This is a genomic window from Frankia gtarii (genome assembly GCF_025403375.1).
GTDB classification, from domain to species: Bacteria; Actinomycetota; Actinomycetes; order Frankiales; family Frankiaceae; genus Frankia; species Frankia gtarii.
Genome location: NZ_JAMPTM010000056.1, coordinates 1 through 20482, shown reverse-complemented (window position 1 = coordinate 20482; position 20482 = coordinate 1). Strand labels below are relative to the sequence as shown.

Sequence of the window (20482 nt, the reverse complement as noted above, 5' to 3'; positions counted from 1 at the left end):
GCGGGGGCACCCGAAACAACGGAAAGTCCCGAATTAATCACCGTCGGCTGGAGATTCTGCCGCCTCCTGTCACCCATCTGCCACGCCCTGAGGGAGGCCGCCGATGAGGCCGCACGCTATGCGTGATGAAATGGTTACGTGCAGGCGCTGCTCGTGCGGGATGATGGTCGCCGTAGGCTCGGTTCATGGCTGATCCGGCGTCCTACCGGCCCGCGCCGGGCTCGATCCCCGAGACCCCCGGCGTCTACCGCTTCCGCGACGAGCACGGCCGTGTGCTCTACGTGGGCAAGGCCAAGAACCTTCGGGCCCGGCTGGCCAACTACTTTGCCGATCTGCACACGCTCCACCCGCGTACCCAGCACATGGTCCAGGCGGCCAACGCCGTCGACTGGACCGTGGTCGCCACGGAGGTCGAGGCCCTCCAGCTCGAGTACACGTGGATCAAGGAGTTTGATCCGCGCTTCAACGTCCGCTACCGCGACGACAAGAGCTACCCGAGTCTCGCGGTGACCCTCCACGAGGAGTTCCCGCGTCTGCAGGTCATGCGGGGACCGAAGCGCAAGGGCGTGCGGTACTTCGGTCCATACGCCCACGCCTGGGCGATCCGGGAGACCCTGGATCTGCTGCTGCGCGTCTTCCCGGCGCGCACCTGCTCGGCGGGGGTGTTCAAGCGGGCCGGGCAGGTCGGCCGGCCGTGCCTGCTCGGCTACATCGACCGCTGCTCGGCGCCCTGCGTCGGCCGGGTGGACGCCGAGACCCACCGGGAGATCGTCGACGACTTCTGTGACTTTATGTCCGGGCAGACCGGCCGCTACCTGCGCCGACTCGAGCAGCAGATGCAGCAGGCGGCCTCGGCCCAGGAGTACGAGCGGGCCGCGCGGCTGCGCGACGACGCCGGCGCCCTGCGGCGTGCCATCGAGAAGCAGGCCGTCGTCCTGCCCGACGGCACCGACGCCGACGTGATCGCCTTCGCCGAGGACGAGCTGGAGGCCGCGGTCGCGATCTTCTACGTCCGCGGCGGCCGGGTGCGGGGGCAGCGTGGCTGGGTGGTCGACAGGCTCGACGAGGTGACCACGGCCGACCTCGTCGAGCAGTTCCTCACCCAGGAGTACCTGGAGGGCACGTCGCTCACCACCGCGGGCACCGTCGCCGCGAGGGACGAAGCCGTCGGGGAGGCCGCCCCCGGTGAGGGCGGCGAGCCGCCGGCCGGGCGGGGAACCCCGGGCCGGGCGGGCGGCCCCACGCCGCCGGCCCGTTCACCACGCACCGACCCACAGGGCGCGGGCATCCCGCGCGAGATCCTCGTGCCCACTCTGCCCGCGGACGTGGACGCCGTGGCCGAGCTGCTCGGCGCCGCCCGCGGCGGGCGGGTCGAGGTCCGGGTGCCCCGCCGGGGCGACAAGCGCACCCTCATGGAGACCGTGGAGCGCAACGCCCGCCAGGCGCTGGCGTTGCACCGCATGAAGCGGGCCAGCGACCTGACCGCCCGCAGCCGGGCGCTCGCCGAGCTGCAGGAGGCCCTGGAGCTGCCGGACGCGCCGCTGCGCATCGAGTGCTACGACGTGTCGAACATCCAGGGCACCAACGTGGTCGCGAGCATGGTCGTCTTCGAGGACGGGTTGGCGCGCAAGTCGGAGTACCGTCGGTTCTCCATCCGCGGCGGCGCGGGCGGCGCCGGCTACGAGCATGGGCGGGCGGACGCCGGGCAGGACGACGTCGCCAGCATGTACGAGACCATCCACCGGCGGTTCTCCCGCTACCTCGCCGAGCGAGCCCGCACCGGGGAGCTCGTCGACATCGCCGACCCCGCGGACGACGGTCCCGCCGATCCCCCGGACACCGGCCGTCCCCGCAGATTCGCCTACCCGCCGAACCTCGTCGTCGTCGACGGTGGCCCGCCGCAGGTCGCCGCGGCCGCCCGTGCCCTCGACGAGCTGGGCATCGACACCGGGCCCGGCGGGGTGGCGCTGTGCGGGCTCGCGAAGCGGCTGGAGGAGGTCTGGCTGCCCGATTCGGCGGAGCCGGTGATTCTGCCTCGCACCTCCGAGGCGCTGTACCTGTTGCAGCGGGTCCGGGACGAGGCGCACCGCTTCGCCATCAGCTACCACCGCCAGAAACGATCCGCCGCGATGGTGACCTCCGCGCTCGACGATGTGCCGGGCCTCGGGGAAACCCGGCGCAGGGCGCTGCTGCGGCAGTTCGGCTCCGTGGCGAAGGTGCGGGGGGCGAGTGTCGAGCAGATCGCCGAGGTTCCCGGCATCGGGCCGCGTACCGCCGCGGCCATCCTCGCGGCGCTCGGCCGGTCCGCGCCGGGGACCGCCGCCGCGCCCGTGCCCGCCGTCGACCCCCGCACCGGTGAGATCATCGACGAGGCGCTACCTTCGGCCCCGACGGCCCCTGACCCAGCGCGGACCGCACCGGCGCTCGCGGCGGCCGACACCGCCGATCCCGCCGCTACGGTGCGCCACGTGCGCCATGCCGACTCGGGAAGGGCGTCATGACCACCCCGACCCTCGACCTCGCCATCATCACGGGCCTGTCCGGCGCGGGCCGTAGCACCGCGGCCAAGTGCCTGGAGGACCTCGGCTGGTTCGTCGTCGACAACCTGCCACCCGCGCTGCTGGCCACCATGGCGGAGCTCGGCCACCGCTCCGGGGGCGCGGTCAGCCGGATCGCCGTGGTCGTGGACGTCCGCGGCCGGGCGTTCTTCTCCGACCTGCGGGCCGCGGTCGCGGCGCTGGACGCCCGCGGCATGCATCCGCGGATGCTCTTCCTCGAAGCCAGCGACGACGCGCTCATCCGGCGGTTCGACCACGTCCGCCGGCCACATCCGTTGCAGGGCGAGGAGCGGGTCGTCGACGGCATCGGTCGGGAACGGGCGCTGCTCGCCGAGCTGCGCGGCGAGGCCGACCTCGTTCTCGACACCACGGATCTGAACGTCCACGAGCTGCGGTCGAAGATCGATGCGGCGTTCGGGCAGCCGGACGCGAACCGGCTCAACGCGACCGTGGTGTCGTTCGGGTACAAGTACGGGCTGCCGTTGGACGCCGACCTCGTCGCCGACTGCCGGTTTCTACCCAACCCGCACTGGGTGGAGGAGCTGCGTCCCTACACCGGGCGGGATCCGCAGGTGCGCAGCTACGTCCTCGCCCAACCCGGGGCGCAGGAGTTCCTCGACCAGTACGCGGCTCTGCTGCGCCTGGTCGGGGAGGGCTACGCGCGGGAGGGCAAGCGGTACCTGACCCTCGCCGTCGGGTGCACCGGCGGCAAACATCGCAGCGTGGCGATGGCCGAGCAGCTCGGCGCGCGACTGGCCGCCGACGGCGTCGGCGTCCGGGTCGTGCACCGCGATCTGGGACGGGAGTGAACGTGGCGGAGTCCGTCGACCCACCCGGTCCCGGCCGTGAGCCCCGGGCCGCGCCGGCCGCCGACGCCGGGCGCCAGCCGGCGGTCGTCGCCTTCGGCGGTGGCCACGGGCTCGCCGCCTCTTTGGCCGCGCTGCGCCAGCTCACCTCGGCGCTCACCGCGGTGGTGACCGTCGGCGACGACGGCGGCTCGTCGGGGCGGCTGCGCGCGGAGTTCGGCGCGCTACCCATGGGCGACCTGCGGATGGCGCTGGCCGCGCTCGCCGGCCCGGACGGCCCGCCCGCGACCTGGGCGGAGCTCTTCCAGCACCGGTTCACCGGCTCCGGGCCACTGGCCGGGCACGCGGTGGGGAACCTGGTGCTGATCGGGCTGGCCGAGCGCACCGGCTCCCCGGTGGCCGCGCTCGATCTCGCCGCCGGCCTGCTCGGGGCGAGGGGCCGGGTGCTGCCGCTGTCCACGGCGGGGATCGACATCGTCGCCGACGTCATCGGGCTGGACCCGGCCGCACCTGGGGCGGTGACCGAGGTACGCGGGCAGGCCGCGGTGGCCACCACGTCGGGGCGGGTGGCCGGCGTGCGGCTGGCGCCGGCGGAACCGGCGGCCTGCGCGGAGGCGGTGGCGGCGGCGCAGGCGGCCGACTGGCTCGTCCTCGGCCCGGGTTCGCTCTACACGAGCATGCTGCCGCACCTGCTGGTACCCGGGATGCGGCGGGCGATCACCACCGCGCGGGCGCGCACGCTGATGGTCCTCAACCTGGCCGCCCAGCCGGGGGAGACCGCCGGGTACACCCCGCAGGCCCACCTCGACGCCCTGCGCCGGCACGTGCCCGGCCTGCGCCTGGACGTCGTGATCGCCGATCCGAGCGCCGTGCCCGAGCCCGACCCGCTCGCGCGGGCCGCGGCGGATCTCGGCGCCCGGCTGCATCTGGCGCCTGTGCGGGTGCCCGGCGCGCCCGTGCACGACCCAGCCCGCCTCGCCGCGGCCTTCCGTGCGGTATTCGGAACGGTCGAGCGGGTCGGAACGGTCGAGCGGGTCGGGACGGTCGGGACGGTCGAGCGGGTCGGGGCGGTCGAGCAGGCCGCGGCACCCGGGGGCAGGTCCGCGGCGGCGCCGCCGGCCGTCCGCACCGGACCGTCCACGCCCCCTGCCCCGTCGGCCCCGCGGGCGTCGTCCGCGGGGGGCAGCCGGCGGCCGCTCACGAAATACCCATCGTCCGGCGGCGCCGTGCGCCGGACCCCATTCGGTGAAGCCAAGGAGTGATCGGTGTGGCGGCGATGACGGCCACCGTCAAGGATGAACTGAGTCGGCTACGGGTCGCGAAGCCCTGTTGCCGGCGGGCCGAGATGGCAGCCCTGCTGCGTTTCGGCGGGGGGCTGCACATCGTCGGGGGTCGCATCGTGGTGGAGGCGGAGCTCGATACGGGCGCGACCGCGCGCCGGTTGCGCCGGGAGGTCGCCGAGGTCTTCGGCTTCCCGTCCACGGTGGCGGTGCTCGCCGCCGGTGGGCTGCGCCGGTCGGTGCGGTACATCGTGCGGGTCGAACGCGACGGTGAGCAGCTTGCCCGCTCGACGGGGCTGCTCGACCAGCGTGGCCGGCCCGTGCGTGGGCTGCCGCCGCAGGTCGTCACGGGCTCGGCCTGCGACGCGGCGGCGGCCTGGCGGGGCGCGTTCCTCGCCCACGGGTCGCTGACGGAACCGGGCCGGTCCTGCTCGCTGGAGGTGACCTCGCCCGGTCCGGAGGCGGCGCTGGCGCTGGTCGGGGCGGCGCGGCGCCTCGGTGTGCAGGCCAAGAGCCGCGACGTGCGTGGGGTCGACCGGGTGGTCATCCGGGACGGGGATGCCATCGGCGCGCTGCTGACCAAGATCGGTGCGCACGACAGCCTGATGGCCTGGGAGGAGCGGCGGATGCGCCGCGAGGTCCGGGCGACGGCGAACCGCCTGGCGAACTTCGACGACGCCAACCTGCGCCGGTCGGCCCGCGCCGCGGTCGCGGCCGGGGCGCGGGTGCAGGCGGCGATGCGCATCCTTGGCGACGACGCGCCCGAGCACCTGCTCGCCGCGGGCCGGCTGCGGCTGGAGCACGCCCAGGCGTCGCTGGAGGAGCTGGGCGCGCTCGCCGACCCGCCGCTGACCAAGGATGCCGTCGCCGGGCGGATCCGGCGGCTGCTGGCGCTCGCGGACAAGCGGGCGAACTCCCTTGGCATCCCCAACACCGAGGCAAGCGTGTCACCGGATCTGCTGGAGAACGCCTGAGTGCTGCCAATGCGTCATCTGGTCGATTCTGGGCATTTCGCTAGTTAGATCATCGCTATTCCTGATATAGGCGCCCGTTGGTGGCGGTGCGTGCCGAGGTCGGCCCGACGATGCCCGATCGTCCGTGGAATAATCGGGAGGTAGCACCATCGGGATCGCACACAGGGGACGGTGCAGGCCTCGCGCTGCGGGGGTGCCCGCACGGTGGGGCGGCTCGGACGGTGTGGCAGGCGAGCGCGGGACGTGCCTGGCCCGGCAGGTCAGGTGGGGAGCGGCGGGAACCTCCGGATGCGGAGCATCGTCGTGACCGGATGGAAGCAGGTCCCCGACGGGTGCGCGGCCTCGTGTGAGGAGACCAACACCGCACGGTTCGGATTACCGCCGATGATGTGCGAACTCGTTAGGCTCCTGCCTCGACAACGAGATACCGAACTTCGGTCCTGACGCAAGCGGCGTCATGACTGTCGAAACAACGAGACAAGACGGTAGGGGAGTTCTGGACGTGGCTACGCGGGTGGGTGTCAACGGCTTCGGGCGGATCGGCCGTAACTTCTGGCGGGCGCTTGCGGCGAGCAAGCGGAACGATCTCGAGATCGTCGCCGTCAACGACCTGACCGACAACAAGACCCTCGCGCACCTTCTCAAGTACGACACCACCCTGGGCACGCTGGCCGCTCCGGTCAGCGTCGTCGAGGAGGGCATCCGGGTCGGCGATACCCTGATCAAGGTCCTCGCCGAGCGCGACCCGGCCGCGTTGCCGTGGGGCGAGCTGGGCGTGGACATCGTCATCGAGTCCACCGGCCGGTTCACCAAGGCCGCCGACGCGGGCAAGCACCTCAAGGCGGGTGCCAAGAAGGTCATCATCTCGGCCCCGGCGAAGGACGAGGACATCACCATCGTCGTGGGCGTGAACGACGACGCCTACGACCCGGCGAAGCACCACATCCTGTCCAACGCCTCCTGCACCACGAACTGCGTGGCGCCGATGGCCAAGGTCCTCGACGAGGCGTTCGGCATCAGCCAGGGCCTCATGACCACCATCCACGCCTACACCAACGACCAGGTCATCCTGGACTTCCCGCACGAGGACCTGCGTCGGGCCCGGGCGGCGGCGCAGAACATCATCCCGACGACCACCGGTGCCGCCAAGGCCACCGCGCTGGTCCTGCCGCATCTCAAGGGCAAGCTCGACGGCATCGCCATGCGGGTGCCGGTGCTCGACGGTTCGGTCACCGACCTGGTCGCCACGCTGAACAAGCCGGCCACCAAGGAGGAGGTCAACGCGGCGTTCAGGGCGGCGGCCGAGGGCCCGCTCAAGGGCTACCTGGTCTACACCGAGGACCCGATCGTCTCCTCCGACATCGTGAACACCCCGGCGTCCTGCACCTTCGACTCGCTGCTGACGATGTCCGCCGGCAACCAGGTCAAGATCATCGGCTGGTACGACAACGAGTGGGGCTACTCCAACCGGCTGGTCGACCTGACCGCCCTGGTCGGCGCCCGCCTCTAGGAGCCGTTCCGGCCGGGGCCGCCGTCCGCGGTCCCGGCCGTCGTGGTTGCCGCATCGCCCCGTTTCTCATCCCCCCGGTCTCGAGCCCAATGGAGTAACCAAGAGTGAGGACGATCGACGACCTGCAGGTCGCCGGGCACCGCGTCCTGGTCCGCAGTGACCTGAACGTGCCGCTGGACCGTTCGGGCGACACCCCGCGCATCACCGACGACGGCCGGGTCCGAGCCAGTGTCCCGACGATCGCCGCGCTGCTGGACCGCGGCGCGCGGGTGATCGTGACCTCCCATCTGGGCCGCCCCAAGGGCGAGCCCGACCCCAAGTACTCGCTGGAGCCGGTCGCGGCCCGTCTCGGTGAGCTGCTCGGCCGGCCGGTGGCCTTCGCCGGCGACGGCACCGGTGACATCGCCGGCGCCCGCGCGCACGAGGTCGTCGCGGGCCTCGGTGACGGCGAGGTGGCGCTGCTGGAGAACCTGCGCTTCGCGCCGGGGGAGACCAGCAAGGACGCCGTGACCCGGGCGTCGTTCGCGGACGCGCTGTCCGCCCTGGCCGAGTTCTACGTCGGCGACGCCTTCGGTGCGGTCCACCGGGCCCACGCCAGCGTCGTCGACGTACCCAAGCGGCTGCCGCACGCCGCCGGCCGGCTGGTGCTCACCGAGCTCGACGTGCTGCGTCGCCTCAGCGCCGACCCTGCCCGCCCTTATGCGGTGGTCCTCGGTGGTTCGAAGGTGTCGGACAAGCTCGGGGTCATCCGCGCACTGCTGCCCAAGGTCGACGCGCTGCTCGTCGGCGGCGGCATGTGCTTCACCTTCCTGGCGGCACTCGGGTACGGCGTCGGGGGCTCCCTGCTCGAGTCCGAGATGATCGATACCTGCAAGGCGCTGCTTGCCGAGGGCGGGGACCGGATCGTGCTGCCGACCGACATCGTCGTCGCCGACCGCTTCGCCGCCGACGCCCAGACGGCGGTCGTCGCCGCCGACGGCATCGCGGACGGCTGGCTCGGCCTGGACATCGGCCCGGCGTCCACGGCACTGTTCGCCGGGCGGCTCGCCGGCGCCGCCACCGTGTTCTGGAACGGCCCGATGGGCGTGTTCGAGCTTGCGCCGTTCGCCGCCGGTACCCGTGGGGTCGCCGAGGCGATCGCCGCCGGGGACGGCTTCTCCGTGGTGGGCGGCGGGGACTCCGCCGCCGCCGTGCGCACGCTCGGCATCCCCGAGGACGCCTTCAGCCACATCTCCACCGGCGGTGGAGCGAGCCTGGAGTACCTCGAGGGCAAGACGCTGCCCGGCCTCGCGGCGCTCGATGTCTGAGACCTCCTCGATGTCTGAGACCGGTGGCCGGTGATGGCGCCGCTGGGCCGGGGACGATCCGTTCGGGGTACCGAGAAGGGTAAGAACCGCGTGAGCAAGGACAAGGGCACCGGGCGGCGCACGCTGGTGGCCGGCAACTGGAAGATGAACCTCAACCACCTCGAGGCCATCGCGCTGGTGCAGAAGATCGCCTTCGATCTCAAGCCCGCGGAGCTCGAAACCGTCGAGGTCGTCGTCATCCCGCCGTTCACCGACCTGCGCAGCGTCCAGACGCTGGTCGACGGCGACAAGCTCGCCCTGGGCTACGGCGGGCAGGACCTCTCCCCGCACGGCTCGGGCGCGCACACCGGTGACATCAGCGGGCCGCTGCTGGCCAAACTCGGCTGCTCCTACGTCGTCGTCGGGCACTCCGAGCGCCGCGCCGACCACCACGAGGACGACGCCCAGGTCGCCGCGAAGGCGAAGGCGGCCTACGCCGCCGGGATCACGCCGATCCTGTGCGTCGGCGAAGTCGAGGAGATCCGCGCGGCCGGCACCCACGTCGAGCACGTGCTGGGCCAGCTCGCCGGGTCCCTCGCCGGGATCACCGCCGAGCAGGCCGCGACGATCGTCATCGCCTACGAGCCGGTGTGGGCGATCGGCACCGGCCGCACGGCGTCCGCCCAGGACGCCCAGGACATGTGCGCCGCCGTGCGCGGGCAGCTCGCCCGGCTCTATGGCGACGAGGTGGCCGCGGGCATTCGCGTGCTCTACGGCGGCTCGGTGAAGGCGGCGAACGCCGGCGAGCTGTTCACCATGCCCGACGTCGACGGCGGGCTCGTCGGCGGGGCCAGTCTCGTCGCCGAGGAGTTCGTCGGCATCGTGCGCAGCGGGCCGCCCGCCTGAGACGGCTCGAACGGAGAGCCCGGTCGGGTGTGACCCCGACCGGGCTCCTGCCATCTCCGGACCCGCAGGCGGACATGTTCGTGCATCGTCCGACGCGGACCGGCTGCGTCACCGTGGCCGGCATGTCGGGGTGCGGTATCTTGGCGGGACCGTCGAGAATGGCCAGGCGGGGCCGGTCTGTATGCCGCTGCCCGCCGTATACCCCGGCCACTCACCGGCCCTCGCGGTGCCGGTTTCCGCGGGGGCCTCGCCGGTGCGAGCGGATATTGTTGCCTGGCGACGTGCCGATACCGCTTGACCCCTGACGGTTGCCGGATTCATTCACGTCGCTGGAGGGTGCAGGAGGTGTGTAGGGCCGTGGAGCCTCCGCTGTCGCGCAGGCGAGTCGGGCGCGGGCGTCCTGCCACCTCCCCGAGGAGCAGGAGCTGGTCTGAATGACGGTCGGTCTGTCGATCGCCTTGATCATCGCGAGTATTCTGATGATCCTGCTCGTCTTGTTGCACCGGGCCAAGGGCGGCGGTCTGTCCACCCTGTTCGGCGGAGGCGTGTCCTCGTCGCTCGGTGGTTCCTCCGTCGTGGAGAAGAACCTCGACAGACTGACCGTCCTGGTCGGAACCGTCTGGTTCGTCTGCATCATCGGTCTCGGTCTGCTGCTGAAGAATTGAACGCCCCGCGTGCCCGCCGCCGTCCCCGCAGGCCGGCGGCGTCTCGACTCGCGGCGCTCGCCGCCGTTCTCACCGTCGCCGTCGCGGCCTGCAGCGGCGGTTCCGGCGATTCCGGCCGCCTCGCCGCCCCCAGCCCCACCCCGGCGGTCGCCGCCACGACCCCGCCGGCGGCCAAGCCCGGGGGCACCCTGCGCATCGTCACCCAGACGATGCCCAGCGGGGACCCCGGCTGGGCCGACCAGCCCGGTGAACGGGCCGTCGCCCGGCTTGTCACCCGCCAGCTCTACAGCTACCCGACCGACGCCGATCCCGCGAGGTCGACGGTCCCGCGGCCCGACCTGGCCGCCGGGGCGCCGATCGTCACCGAGGACGGTCTGGTCTACACCGTCCGGCTGCGCTCGGCGGCCCGCTGGGACACCCCGAACCAGCGGCGGATCACGGCCAACGACGTCGCCCGCGGCATCAAGCGGCTGTGCGTGCCGCCGGACCCCTCGCCGCTGCGCGGCTACTTCGCCGCGACGGTCGTCGGCTTCCGCGAGTTCTGCACCGAGCTCGCGGCGATCCCGGTCGGGGACGCCGCCGCCTTCGTCGAAAGCAGCACCGTCGAGGGGGTGGAGATCGTCGGCGATGACACCGTCGCGTTCCATCTGCTTGCCCCGGTGAACGACTTCGTCGACGTGCTGGCCCTGCCCGCGGCGTCGCCGGTGCCGCTGGAGGCGCTGGCCTATCCGCCCGACTCGCTGGAGTACCTGCACAACCTGGTCTCCGACGGGCCCTACCGGTTCACCATCGCCCCTGACGACGACGCCACCGCGGGCTACCGGCTGGCCCGCAACCCGTCGTGGAGCGCCTCCTCGGACGGTATCCGCCGGGCACTGCCCGACCACATCACGATCACCGACGGGCTGTCCCCCGAGGCGATGCAGCAGCAGCTCGAGCGCGGCGACGCGGACGTGTCGCTCGACGGCGAGCTGCCGATCGGACGGGCCGCGGAGCTCGCGAAGGCCCAGGACCCGCGTCTCGTCGTCGACCCGGTGGGTTCCACCCTGGCACTGATGGTCGGCCTCGACGGGCCGTCCGCGGCCGCCCTGCGTGAGCCGGTCATCCGCCAGGCGCTGCCCTACTGCATCGACCGGGTGAGCCTGGCCGCGGCGCTCGGCGGCCCCGAGTTCGCCGCCACCACGGGCGGGCTGATGCAGGAGCCGATGACGGGCTACCACGACGCCGACCCCTTCCCGAGCCCCGCGGGCCTGGGCGATCCGGCCCGCTGCAGGGAGGCGCTCAGCCAGACCCCCGGCGGTCCCGTCACGGCGCTGTCGGTGCTCACCACGGACAGCGCCACCGACGCGGCGGTCACCGAGGCGCTGCGGACGTCGTTCGCCCGCTCCGGGGTCCGCCTCGACGTCCGGATCCGCACCGGTGCGCGGTTCGCCGCGGCGGCGGTCCACCCCACCGGCCAGTTCTGGGACCTGGCGCTGTCCACGATCACTCCGGCATGGTTCGGCGACGCCGGGCGCACGGTCTTCCAGCCGCTGCTGGACGACCAGTGGCTCGGCCCGCGCCCCGCGGACGGCGGCTACCGCGACCCGAACGCCACACGTCAGCTCGAGGACGCTCTGCGGGCCACGACGGAGACGACCGCGGCTGCCTCCTGGGGGGCGCTGGAACAGACGGTCGTCGGCAGCGCCGCGGTGATCCCCCTGGCGGTCGTGCACACCCCGGTGTTCCACAGCGCGGGCGTCACGACGTTCGCGATCGTCCCCTCGATCGGCACGGCCGATCCGTCCGCGGTGTCGCTCGGATCCGGATGACACCCGACCCGCCCATGATCGTCCCGGCTGTGCATGGCCGGGTTGGGGTGGTCGGTGCATCCACGTTGGGCCCTGGCGGCCTACACTCCCCCCAGGACGTACCCGGAGGGACAACCGGGGGGAGTAGTCGGGAACGTCATGCTTGCGGAACCGGCTGTCGGTTCCCGCGGTGGAACACACCGCGGTTCCGCCGCAGCGGATTCCGGGCTACCACCCATGGGACGAGACGAAGGAGCACGCGGGCCGTGGCAGGTGGCAACGCCATCCGGGGGAGCCGGGTCGGGGCTGGACCGATGGGAGAGGCGGAGCGGGGCGAAACCGCGCCCCGCCAGCGCATCTCCTTCTGGTGCGCCAACGCGCACGAGACGAGACCGTCGTTCGCCGCGGACGCGGCCATCCCCGACACGTGGGACTGTCCGAGCTGTGGCTTTCCGGCGGGGCGGGACCGGGACAACACCCCGGCCCCGCCGCGGACCGAGCCGTACAAGACCCATCTCGCCTACGTCCGGGAGCGGCGTAACGAGAAGGACGGCGAGGCGATCCTCGCGGAAGCGCTCGCCAAGCTGCGGGGCGCCCCCTAGGCTCTGGATCAGGGCCTGACGCCCGCTCGGTCCCCGGCCCGTGCCGCGTTCGCGGCGGCGACCGCTCGGGACTGGGCAGGCGGGGCTGCCGTCGGTGTTCGCCCGCGGGCGTGCGGGAGAGGGACCCGGGCCGGCCCTGCCGGGCCCACCGCCGAGGATGATGCGCTGTGGCCGTGGATGATGTCGGCGCCGGTCAGCTGGTCGCGGGGCGCTACCGGCTGGCCGAATGGCTGGGCGCCGGCGGGATGGGCACCGTCTGGCGGGCGTACGACGAGGTACTGCGGGTCGACGTCGCGGTCAAGGAGATCCGGTTCCCGGCCGACCTCGACGACGCCGAGCGGGCCGGCCAGATCGACACGGCGATGCGGGAGGCCCGCAACGCCGCCCGGCTACGGGGCAACCCGCACGTCGTGACCGTCCACGACGCCGTCGAGCAGGACGGCCTGCCGTGGATCGTGATGGACTACGTGCCCGCCGCCACCCTCGCCGCCACCGTCGAGGGGCGGGGACCGCTGTCGGCGGAACACGCCGCCCAGGTGGGTCTCGCCGTCCTCGACGCACTCGTCGCCGGCAAGCGGCTCGGCGTGCTGCACCGCGACGTCAAGCCGTCCAACATCCTGCTGGCCCACGACGGCCGGGTGTTGCTCACCGACTTCGGCATCGCCACGCACGTCTCCGACCCGACGCTCACCGGTGGTCTCGGCAGCGGCGGAACCCCCGCCTACATGGCCCCCGAGCGGCTGCTCGGCGGCGCGGCGACCCTGGCCGGTGACCTGTTCGCGCTCGGCGCCACCCTGTACCTCGCGGTCGAGGGTGTCTCCCCGTTCCAGCGGGAGAACGTGCCGCTGACCGTCGGCGCGGTGGTCCACGCCGACCCGCCCCCGTTCACCCGCGCCGGGTCGCTGGTTCCCGCGATCATGGGAATGCTGGCCAAGAGCCCGGCGAGCCGCCTGCGCCCGGACGGCGCGCACGCCCTGCTCACCCGGGCGCTGTCCGCCTCCGCGCGGGCGCGTCCGGAAGCTGGCATGCGCCGCCGGGGCGCGGGCGGCGTGGCCGCAGCGGTCCCAGTTGCCCGCAGCGGTACGGCGGGGGACGGCCCGGCGAGCCGGCTGGTGGACGGCCCGGCGAGTCGGCTGGTGGGCGACCCGGCGAGTCGGCTGGTGGGCGGCGGCCCGGGGGATGCCGCGAGCGGCCGACGGGCGGGCCGTCCGGACGTCGAAGGGGGGCCCGCGACGCCAGTGTCCCTGGTGGCGTCGGGGCGGCGCCCGCCAGTCGGCGGGTCCCAGCGGTCGGCGCCGCGTTGGGCGCGTCAGGGCCGGCGGCTGGCCGGCCCGGTGCTCGCCGCGCTGCTGCTGATCGTGGCGGTGGCGGTCGGGATCCTTCTCCTCACCACCGGCGGTAGTGGTGGTGATGGTGGTGGTGGCAGGGAGCTGCCCGCCGGCATGATCGGACGGTGGCGGGGCACGGTCGCGCAGGACAACGCCTCGTATCCGGCCGAGCTAGCCCTCGACGACGGCCGGGTCGGCGAGACCCTTGGCCGCACCTGGAACCCGCGCGACGACTGCGCCGCCGACCTGCGACTGCTCGCCGTCGACGGCACCGAGGCTCGCTTCGCCGAACGGCTCACCGCGGGCACCGGGGTGTGTGCCGCGATCGAGGTCGAGGTCTTCGAGCTGCGCACCGACGGCACCCTCGACTACCACTACCCGGCCTCCCCGCTCTCCTCCGGCGGGCATGGGGTGCTGCGCCGCGTACCCGAGTGACACCGGCGCCGATGCCCGCTCGATCACCGCGATCACCGCGATCACAAACCACCACGATCACGATGAACACCCGCGGGGGTCCCTGACCAGTCCCGCCGACTCCGAGTCATCGAGTGGCGGACGCTTCACCCCCGATGGGTGACCGGGGGCGACGGCGGGGCGGTCGCGGAAGGGTATGACCCGGGTCTCGGCCCGCAAGCCCCCGCGCGGGTCGGTGACCGTGCCTCGGGACCGGGGCGACGGTACTGACTGGAGGTGCCGCGGTGGATCCCGACTTCCCCCTGCTGAGCGTGTTTCTCTACATGGTCTGGTTCTTTGCCTTCGTCCTGTGGCTGTTCCTGCTGTTCACGGTGATCACTGACGTGTTTCGCAGTCCGGATCTGTCCGGCTGGGCGAAGGCGGCCTGGACCGCTGTGATCGTCGTGCTGCCCTGGCTCGGTGTGATCGCCTACCTCATCGTCCGCGGCGGCAGCATGCACGAGCGCAGCCGTGCCGCGGCGGAGCGCGACGAGCGGGCGTGGCGGGCGTACCTCGAGCGGGCCGCGGCTCCGGCGAGCAGCGCCGACGAACTCGGCAAGCTTGCGGACCTACGCGACCAGGGCGTCATCAGCGACGTCGAGTTCGAACGCGGCAAGACCCGGATCCTGGCCTGAGCGGCGGCGTCCCTGCCATCCCGGCCGCCTCGGCCATCCCCGTCCCATCCCATCCCGGCCATCCCAGGGATCCCGGCGATCTCGGGCCGACCCGCCGGCGGCTCAGCCGCGGGTCGGCAACCGGGAGGCGGCCGCCCGGTCGGCCAGCCAGAGGGTGCGTTCGCGGCCGACGGCGCCGGTCGCCGGGACGTCGATCGGCCCGGCTCCGGAGAACGACGCGGCCACCGCCTCGGCCTTCTCCTCACCCGCGACCACCACCCATACCTCGCGGGCGGACTGGATCGTCGGCAGCGTCAGGGAGACGCGTTCCGGTGGCGGCTTCGGGCAGTCGTGCACGGCCACCACCGGTTCCGTGGCCACGACCGCCGGCGAGTTCGGAAACAGTGACGCGACGTGCCCCTCCGGGCCGAGACCGAGCAGCACCACGTCGAACACGGGGAACACCGCGCCCGGCGCCGCGCGGCCGGCGAGAAGGGCGGCGTACTCCGCCGCGGCGGACTCCGGGTCGGCGTAGCCAGACGCGGCGGCACCGCCCTCGACGTCCCCGCCGGCCGTCTGGGCCGCGCGGTGACCCATGGGAAACACCCGCTTGGGGTCCACCGGGACGTGTTCGAGCAGCGCCTCACGGGCCTGCCGATCGTTGCGGTCAGGCGAGTCCGCGGGGACGAACCGCTCGTCGCCCCACCAGACGTCGACCTTGGACCAGTCCACCGCGTCGACCGCCGGGCTGGTCCGGACCGCGCGCAGCAGCGCGATGCCGATGCCGCCGCCGGTGAGGACGACCGACGCCTCACCGCGGGCGGCCTGCCCGTCGATCAGGCGAGTGATCAGCCGGGCGGCGGCGGCGCGGGCGAGGATGCCGGCGTCGCGGTGCGGGACGAGCTGCGGCTCCGCCGTCATGCCCCGCCTGCCTTCGGCCGCTCCGGCCGGGCGGTGGAACCCGACCGGCCGACGGTCGGAGTGCTCCCGGCGGAGGACGCCGCCCCGGTCCTGGCTGCCCCGGTCTTGGTCGCCTCGGCCTTGACTGTTTCGGCCTTGACTGTTTCGGCCTTGGTCGTCCCGTCCTGGGCGGCATGTGCCTCGCCGGAGGGCGGGGCCGTGCTGGTGACCGTCACGGACTTGTCCATCGGGTCACGCCAGATGTGTTCGCGGTGCGGCGAGCGGGCGCCGAGGTTCGCCAGTCCGCTCCAGGTGCCCAGGGCCTCGCCGAAGACCTCGTCGTCGTCGAGCCGGCGCAGCTCCTCGGCGAGCAGCTCGCCGACGCCGCGTCCCGGCAGCGGCAGCACCCGGTCCGGATAGCCGGACCGGGAGATCGTCGCCGTGCGGGAGTCGGTCCGGGCGATCGCGAGCTCGGCCCCGCCGAAGGACACGGTCACCTTCGTGACGTCGGGGCGGGTTCCGACCTCCTCGACGGTGACGGGGATGCCGAGCTTGTTCTTCAGCCAGCCGGCGAACAGCTGGGCGCTCGGATTGGCCTGCCCGGAGGTGATCACGGCCGATTCCGGCGTGTCGGTGACGGTGTCGAACGCCGCGGCGAGCAGGGTCCGCCACGGCGTCAGGCGGGTCCACGACAGGTCCGTGTCGCCCGGGGCGAAGTCCGCCGCCCGCTGGAACAACGCGGACAGTGGTTCGGCGGCGGTGGTGACGTCGGTGACGCGGCGGTCGGCGAAGACGCCGAGCGGATCGTAGGCGATCCGGGCCGGCGGCTCGTCGTGCCACCAGGTGACGACCGGGGCGTCCGGGGCGAGCAGCGGCAGCACGACCGACTCGGCGTGCAGCGCCAGGCGCCCCGACATCCGCATGACAACTGCCTCACCAGGGCCGAGCCGGCCGCCGATCGAGACCTCGGCGTCCAGCCGCGGGTGCGGCGACTCGATCTGCCGGCGCACGACGATGAGCAGCCGGCACGGGTGGGCGGAGGCCGCGAGCGTCGCCGCGCCCTCCGCCTCGCTGACGTGTTTCTCGTCGACGACGGCGACGAGGGTGAGCGCCAGGCCGAAGGCCAACGCCCCGGCCGCCCGCCGCTCGGCGGACAGGGCCTTGACCACCTCAGAACCGGTGGTGTCCCACAGCGTGGTCACGAGGGGCTCCTATCCGTCCGCAGGAGTGGGTGGACGCCGGCTGGGCGCCGACGGGCGGGCCCGCTCACGGCCGCCGCCACCGGCGGCCGTCCGCGGCGAGCATCTCGTCCGCCGCCGCCGGCCCCCAGCTGCCGGCCCGGTAGCGGTGCGGGGTCGTGCTCGCCCAGTACTCCTCGAGCGGGTCGATGATCCGCCAGGACTCCTCGACCTCGGCGTTGTTCGGGAACAGCGTCGCGTCGCCGAGCAGCACGTCGAGGATGAGCCGCTCGTAGGCCTCGGGGAGCGCCTCGGTGAACGCCTCGCCGAACAGGAAGTCCATCGCGACGTCGCGGACCTCCATCGCCGAGCCCGGCACCTTGGAGCCGAACTTCAGGGTGACGCCCTCGTCGGGCTGCACCCTGATGACCAGCTGGTTGTTGCCGAGCTCGGCGGTATCGGTCTGGTCGAAGGGCAGGTGCGGCGCCTTCTTGAACACGATCGCGATCTCGGTGACCCGTCGGGGGAGCCGCTTGCCGGTCCGCAGGTAGAACGGCACCCCGGCCCAGCGGCGGGTCTCGATGCCCAGGCGCACCGCGGCGAACGTCTCCGTCCGGGAATCCGGCGGGATGTCCTTCTCGTCGAGATAGCCGGGAACCCGTTCCCCGGCGAGCCAGCCCTGCTCGTACTGGCCGCGCACGGCGAAGCGGGCAAGGTCGGCGGGCAGCGAGACGGCGCGCAGGACCTTGAGCTTCTCGGTGCGGATCGTCTCCGGGCCGAAGCTGACCGGCTCCTCCATCGCGGTGAGGGCGAGCAGTTGGAGCAGGTGGTTCTGGAGCACGTCGCGGGCGGCGCCGGTCTCGTCGTAGAAGCCGGCGCGGGTGCCGATGCCGACGTCCTCGGCCATGGTGATCTGCACCGAGTCGACGAACTGCGAGTTCCAGATCGGCTCGTACAGGTTGTTCGCGAACCGCAGCGCGAACAGGTTCTGCACCGTCTCCTTGCCCAGGTAATGATCGATCCGGTATACCCCCGAGGGGGTGAACACGTCGTCGACCAGGGCGTTGAGGTCGCGGGCCGAGGTCAGATCGTGCCCGAACGGCTTCTCGATGACGACGCGGCGCCAGCCGCCCGAGTCCGCCGCCGAGGACAGGCTCGTGCGCTGCATCTGCTTGAGCACGACCGGGAACGCCGAGGGCGGGACGGACAGGTAGAACGCGGCGTTGCCCCCGATGCCGTGCGAGCGCTCCAGGTCCTCCAGCGTCGAGGCCAGCCGGTCGAAGGCCGCGTCGTCGTCGAAGGAACCCTGCAGGAAGCGGACGGAACCGGCCAGCCGGTCCCAGACCTCCTCCCGGAACGGGGTACGCGCCCCCTTCTCGGCGGACTCGCGGGCGAATTCGGCGAAGTCGCCGTCCGACCAGTCCCGGCGGGCGAATCCGAGCAGCACGAACCCGGGCGGCAGCAACCCGCGGTTGAACAGGTCGTAGACGGCGGGAATCAGCTTCTTGCGGGCCAGGTCGCCGGTCGCACCGAACACCACGAGGGCGCTCGCGTCCGGCAGCCGGGGCAGTCTGCGGTCACGTGGATCCCGCAGCGGGTTGGATCTCACCGTGGGCGCCACCCGTTCCCCCTTCGTTCTCGCTTCGGTCTACCCGAGGTTGTTTCACCTGGGACCGTCGCCTGTCCATGACGGACGTTGAGACGATCACCACGGCTGTGGTCCGGTCCGGTCGTCAGGCCGCCCGGCCGATCGCCGACCGTGCTCACGACGCGGCGCGTCCCGGCTAGCTGTCCGAACCGGGTCGGCCGAGCTGCTGCGCGATGGTGCCGAGCAGCTGGTTCCACGAGTCCTCGAACTTCTGCACGCCCTGAGTCTCCAGGGTCTCGATCACGTCGTCGAGGTCCACGCCGACAGAGGCCAGCGCGGCGAACACCTGGCGGGCGTCGTCGTAGTAGGGGCGGATGGTGTCCCCGCGGACCTGGCCATGGTCGGCGAACGCCTGCAGGGTCGCCTCGGGCATGGTGTTGACGGTGCCGGGCGCGACCAGCTCGGACACGTAGATCGTGTCCGGCAGGGACGGGTCCTTCGTCGAGGTCGACGCCCACAGCGGCCGCTGCGGCTTCGCGCCCTTCGCGGCCAGCGCCTTCCACCGGTCGGTGGCGAACGCCTTCTCGTACCGCTCGTAGGCCAATCGGGCATTCGCGATGGCTGTCTTGGCGTGCAGCGCCTTCGCCTCCGGCGTGCCGATCTTGTCCAGGCGCGCGTCGACCTCGGAGTCGACCCGGCTGACGAAGAACGACGCGACCGAGGTCAGGTCGCCGACGTCCCGGCCGGCGTCGACTGCCTTCTCGACACCCGCCATGAACGCGTCGATGACGGCGTCGTAGCGGTCCAGGCCGAAGATCAGCGTGACGTTCACGCTGATGCCCTGGGCCAGGGTCTCGGTGATTGCCGGCAGCCCGGCCAGGGTGGCCGGGATCTTGATGAACAGGTTGGGCCGGTCCACCAGCCACCACAGCGCCCGGGCCTCGGCGACGGTGCGCTCGGTCTCGTGGGCCAGGCGGGGGTCGACCTCGAGGGACACCCGCCCGTCGACCCCGCCGGAGGCGTCGTAGGCACCGCGCAGCACGTCGCAGGCCTCGCGGACGTCGGCGGCGGTGATCGCGCGCACCGCCTCGCCGACGTCGACGCCACGCACCGTCAGGTCGCGCAGCTGCTCGTTGTACAGGTCGCTGGACGCGATCGCCTTCTGGAAGATCGTCGGGTTGCTGGTGACGCCGACGACGCTGCGGTTGGCGACCAGATCAGCGAGGTTGCCGGTGCGCAGCCGGTCCCGGCTGATGTCGTCCAACCAGACCGCCACTCCGGCGGCCGAGAGCTCGGACAGGGGGTTGCTCATCGGGCTTTGGTTCCTCTCCGCGGGCGGTGAACATCCACAACAGGTCAAGCCGTTCTCGGTGCTGGTCATGCCCGTCGCCGGGAATCGGATCCGGGGTGCGGCCGACCGGGGTGCGGCCGACCAGGTCGCAGCCGACCGGTGCGTAGCGGCCGGCGCCGGCCGGCTCCGATCCGATCCGACGCCCGCTGGCTCCAACCCGACGCCCTCCGGTGCACCCTTGTGGGCACTACCCCGTCGCGCCGGCTCCATCCCAGTCTGCTGCCAGTCTGATCCCTATGTGTTCAGCTCCGTGACGCGCAGGTGGCAGTTGGAAGAACAGCCGGCGTGAACTGGTCGGACACCACCCGTGAGACACACCACGGCGGGCACCGGCCGTGGGGGGACGATCCCGTCCGGCGGCCCGGGCGGCTGGCCGCGCGACCGGCGACGTGATTCAGGCCGCACGACCCGTTGCCCGGTCCGGGCACGACCGCCGCGCGTGCGCCCCAATCCGGCGGCTAGACTCCGACACGTCGTAGAACACCGTCCGCTCCGTCCCCGGGGCTCCGTACAGTGCGGGTCGTCCGCCGATCCCGCCGATCGCGAGGTCGCTCTGTCTACCGAGGCCGCCCTTCGACGCCGGCACGTCACCACACGCGGACCGGTGCGGTCGGGCACCTCCACGTCGGTGAGCGCCGCAACCACGCACCAGCCCGCCTTGGACCATGTCCCGGCCCAGGGTGCCCCCGACCC

General features: G+C 72.8%; 16 protein-coding genes. 12 read left to right on the top strand and 4 right to left on the bottom strand.

The genetic code is table 11. The features are described 5' to 3' along the window. Positions 1 to 185 precede the first annotated feature (185 nt). The 12 genes from uvrC to NBZ83_RS11075 all read left to right on the top strand — a co-directional run bounded on the left by uvrC (position 186) and on the right by NBZ83_RS11075 (position 14793). Complete coding sequence (gene uvrC / locus NBZ83_RS11130; protein ID WP_261574903.1) at positions 186 to 2501, top strand: excinuclease ABC subunit UvrC; 2316 nt, start codon at positions 186 to 188, stop codon at positions 2499 to 2501. Further along, on the top strand, positions 2498 to 3367 hold the full coding sequence (gene rapZ / locus NBZ83_RS11125) for an RNase adapter RapZ (protein ID WP_163552808.1): 870 nt from the start codon (positions 2498 to 2500) through the stop codon (positions 3365 to 3367). Before uvrC ends, rapZ begins: the two co-directional genes overlap by 4 nt. 2 nt (positions 3368 to 3369) lie before the next feature. After that, entirely contained in the window at positions 3370 to 4626 is a 1257-nt protein-coding gene (locus NBZ83_RS11120) for a gluconeogenesis factor YvcK family protein (RefSeq protein ID WP_261574902.1), read from the top strand. A 5-nt stretch (positions 4627 to 4631) separates the two neighbouring features. Continuing rightward, a complete protein-coding gene (whiA, locus tag NBZ83_RS11115) occupies positions 4632 to 5618 on the top strand; it encodes a DNA-binding protein WhiA (RefSeq protein WP_136447078.1) in 987 nt (328 codons plus the stop codon). A 502-nt stretch (positions 5619 to 6120) separates the two neighbouring features. Next, the gene (gene gap / locus NBZ83_RS11110; protein WP_261568512.1) at positions 6121 to 7128 is read left to right on the top strand and encodes a type I glyceraldehyde-3-phosphate dehydrogenase; all 1008 of its coding nucleotides are present in this window, start codon (positions 6121 to 6123) and stop codon (positions 7126 to 7128) included. A 104-nt stretch (positions 7129 to 7232) separates the two neighbouring features. After that, positions 7233 to 8435: a phosphoglycerate kinase gene (locus NBZ83_RS11105; protein WP_261568511.1), complete on the top strand. Its 1203-nt coding sequence runs from the start codon at positions 7233 to 7235 to the stop codon at positions 8433 to 8435. Positions 8436 to 8468: 33 nt separating this feature from the next. Further along, positions 8469 to 9320: a triose-phosphate isomerase gene (tpiA, locus tag NBZ83_RS11100; RefSeq protein ID WP_261568510.1), complete on the top strand. Its 852-nt coding sequence runs from the start codon at positions 8469 to 8471 to the stop codon at positions 9318 to 9320. 434 nt (positions 9321 to 9754) lie between these two features. Continuing rightward, positions 9755 to 9985, top strand: coding sequence for a preprotein translocase subunit SecG (gene secG / locus NBZ83_RS11095; RefSeq protein ID WP_011605700.1), 231 nt, complete (start codon positions 9755 to 9757; stop codon positions 9983 to 9985). Then, on the top strand, positions 9982 to 11796 hold the full coding sequence (locus NBZ83_RS11090; protein ID WP_261568509.1) for an ABC transporter substrate-binding protein: 1815 nt from the start codon (positions 9982 to 9984) through the stop codon (positions 11794 to 11796). The genes secG and NBZ83_RS11090 overlap by 4 nt, the downstream gene beginning before the upstream one ends. A gap of 245 nt (positions 11797 to 12041) precedes the next feature. Next, a complete protein-coding gene (locus NBZ83_RS11085; RefSeq protein WP_009399449.1) occupies positions 12042 to 12377 on the top strand; it encodes an RNA polymerase-binding protein RbpA in 336 nt (111 codons plus the stop codon). Between the two features lie 167 nt (positions 12378 to 12544). Further along, complete coding sequence (locus NBZ83_RS11080) at positions 12545 to 14140, top strand: serine/threonine-protein kinase (RefSeq protein WP_261574901.1); 1596 nt, start codon at positions 12545 to 12547, stop codon at positions 14138 to 14140. 263 nt (positions 14141 to 14403) lie between these two features. Next, complete coding sequence (locus NBZ83_RS11075; protein WP_261568507.1) at positions 14404 to 14793, top strand: SHOCT domain-containing protein; 390 nt, start codon at positions 14404 to 14406, stop codon at positions 14791 to 14793. A gap of 102 nt (positions 14794 to 14895) precedes the next feature. Here NBZ83_RS11075 and pgl read toward each other — a convergent pair whose 3' ends face one another. The 4 genes from pgl to tal all read right to left on the bottom strand — a co-directional run bounded on the left by pgl (position 14896) and on the right by tal (position 19750). Continuing rightward, positions 14896 to 15693: a 6-phosphogluconolactonase gene (gene pgl / locus NBZ83_RS11070; protein ID WP_261568506.1), complete on the bottom strand. Its 798-nt coding sequence runs from the start codon at positions 15691 to 15693 to the stop codon at positions 14896 to 14898. Next, positions 15690 to 16874: a glucose-6-phosphate dehydrogenase assembly protein OpcA gene (locus NBZ83_RS11065; RefSeq protein WP_261574900.1), complete on the bottom strand. Its 1185-nt coding sequence runs from the start codon at positions 16872 to 16874 to the stop codon at positions 15690 to 15692. The genes pgl and NBZ83_RS11065 overlap by 4 nt, the downstream gene beginning before the upstream one ends. Before the next feature lie 64 nt (positions 16875 to 16938). Next, complete coding sequence (gene zwf, locus NBZ83_RS11060) at positions 16939 to 18471, bottom strand: glucose-6-phosphate dehydrogenase (protein WP_261568504.1); 1533 nt, start codon at positions 18469 to 18471, stop codon at positions 16939 to 16941. 163 nt (positions 18472 to 18634) lie between these two features. Beyond that, on the bottom strand, positions 18635 to 19750 hold the full coding sequence (gene tal / locus NBZ83_RS11055; protein WP_261568503.1) for a transaldolase: 1116 nt from the start codon (positions 19748 to 19750) through the stop codon (positions 18635 to 18637). Positions 19751 to 20482 lie beyond the last annotated feature (732 nt).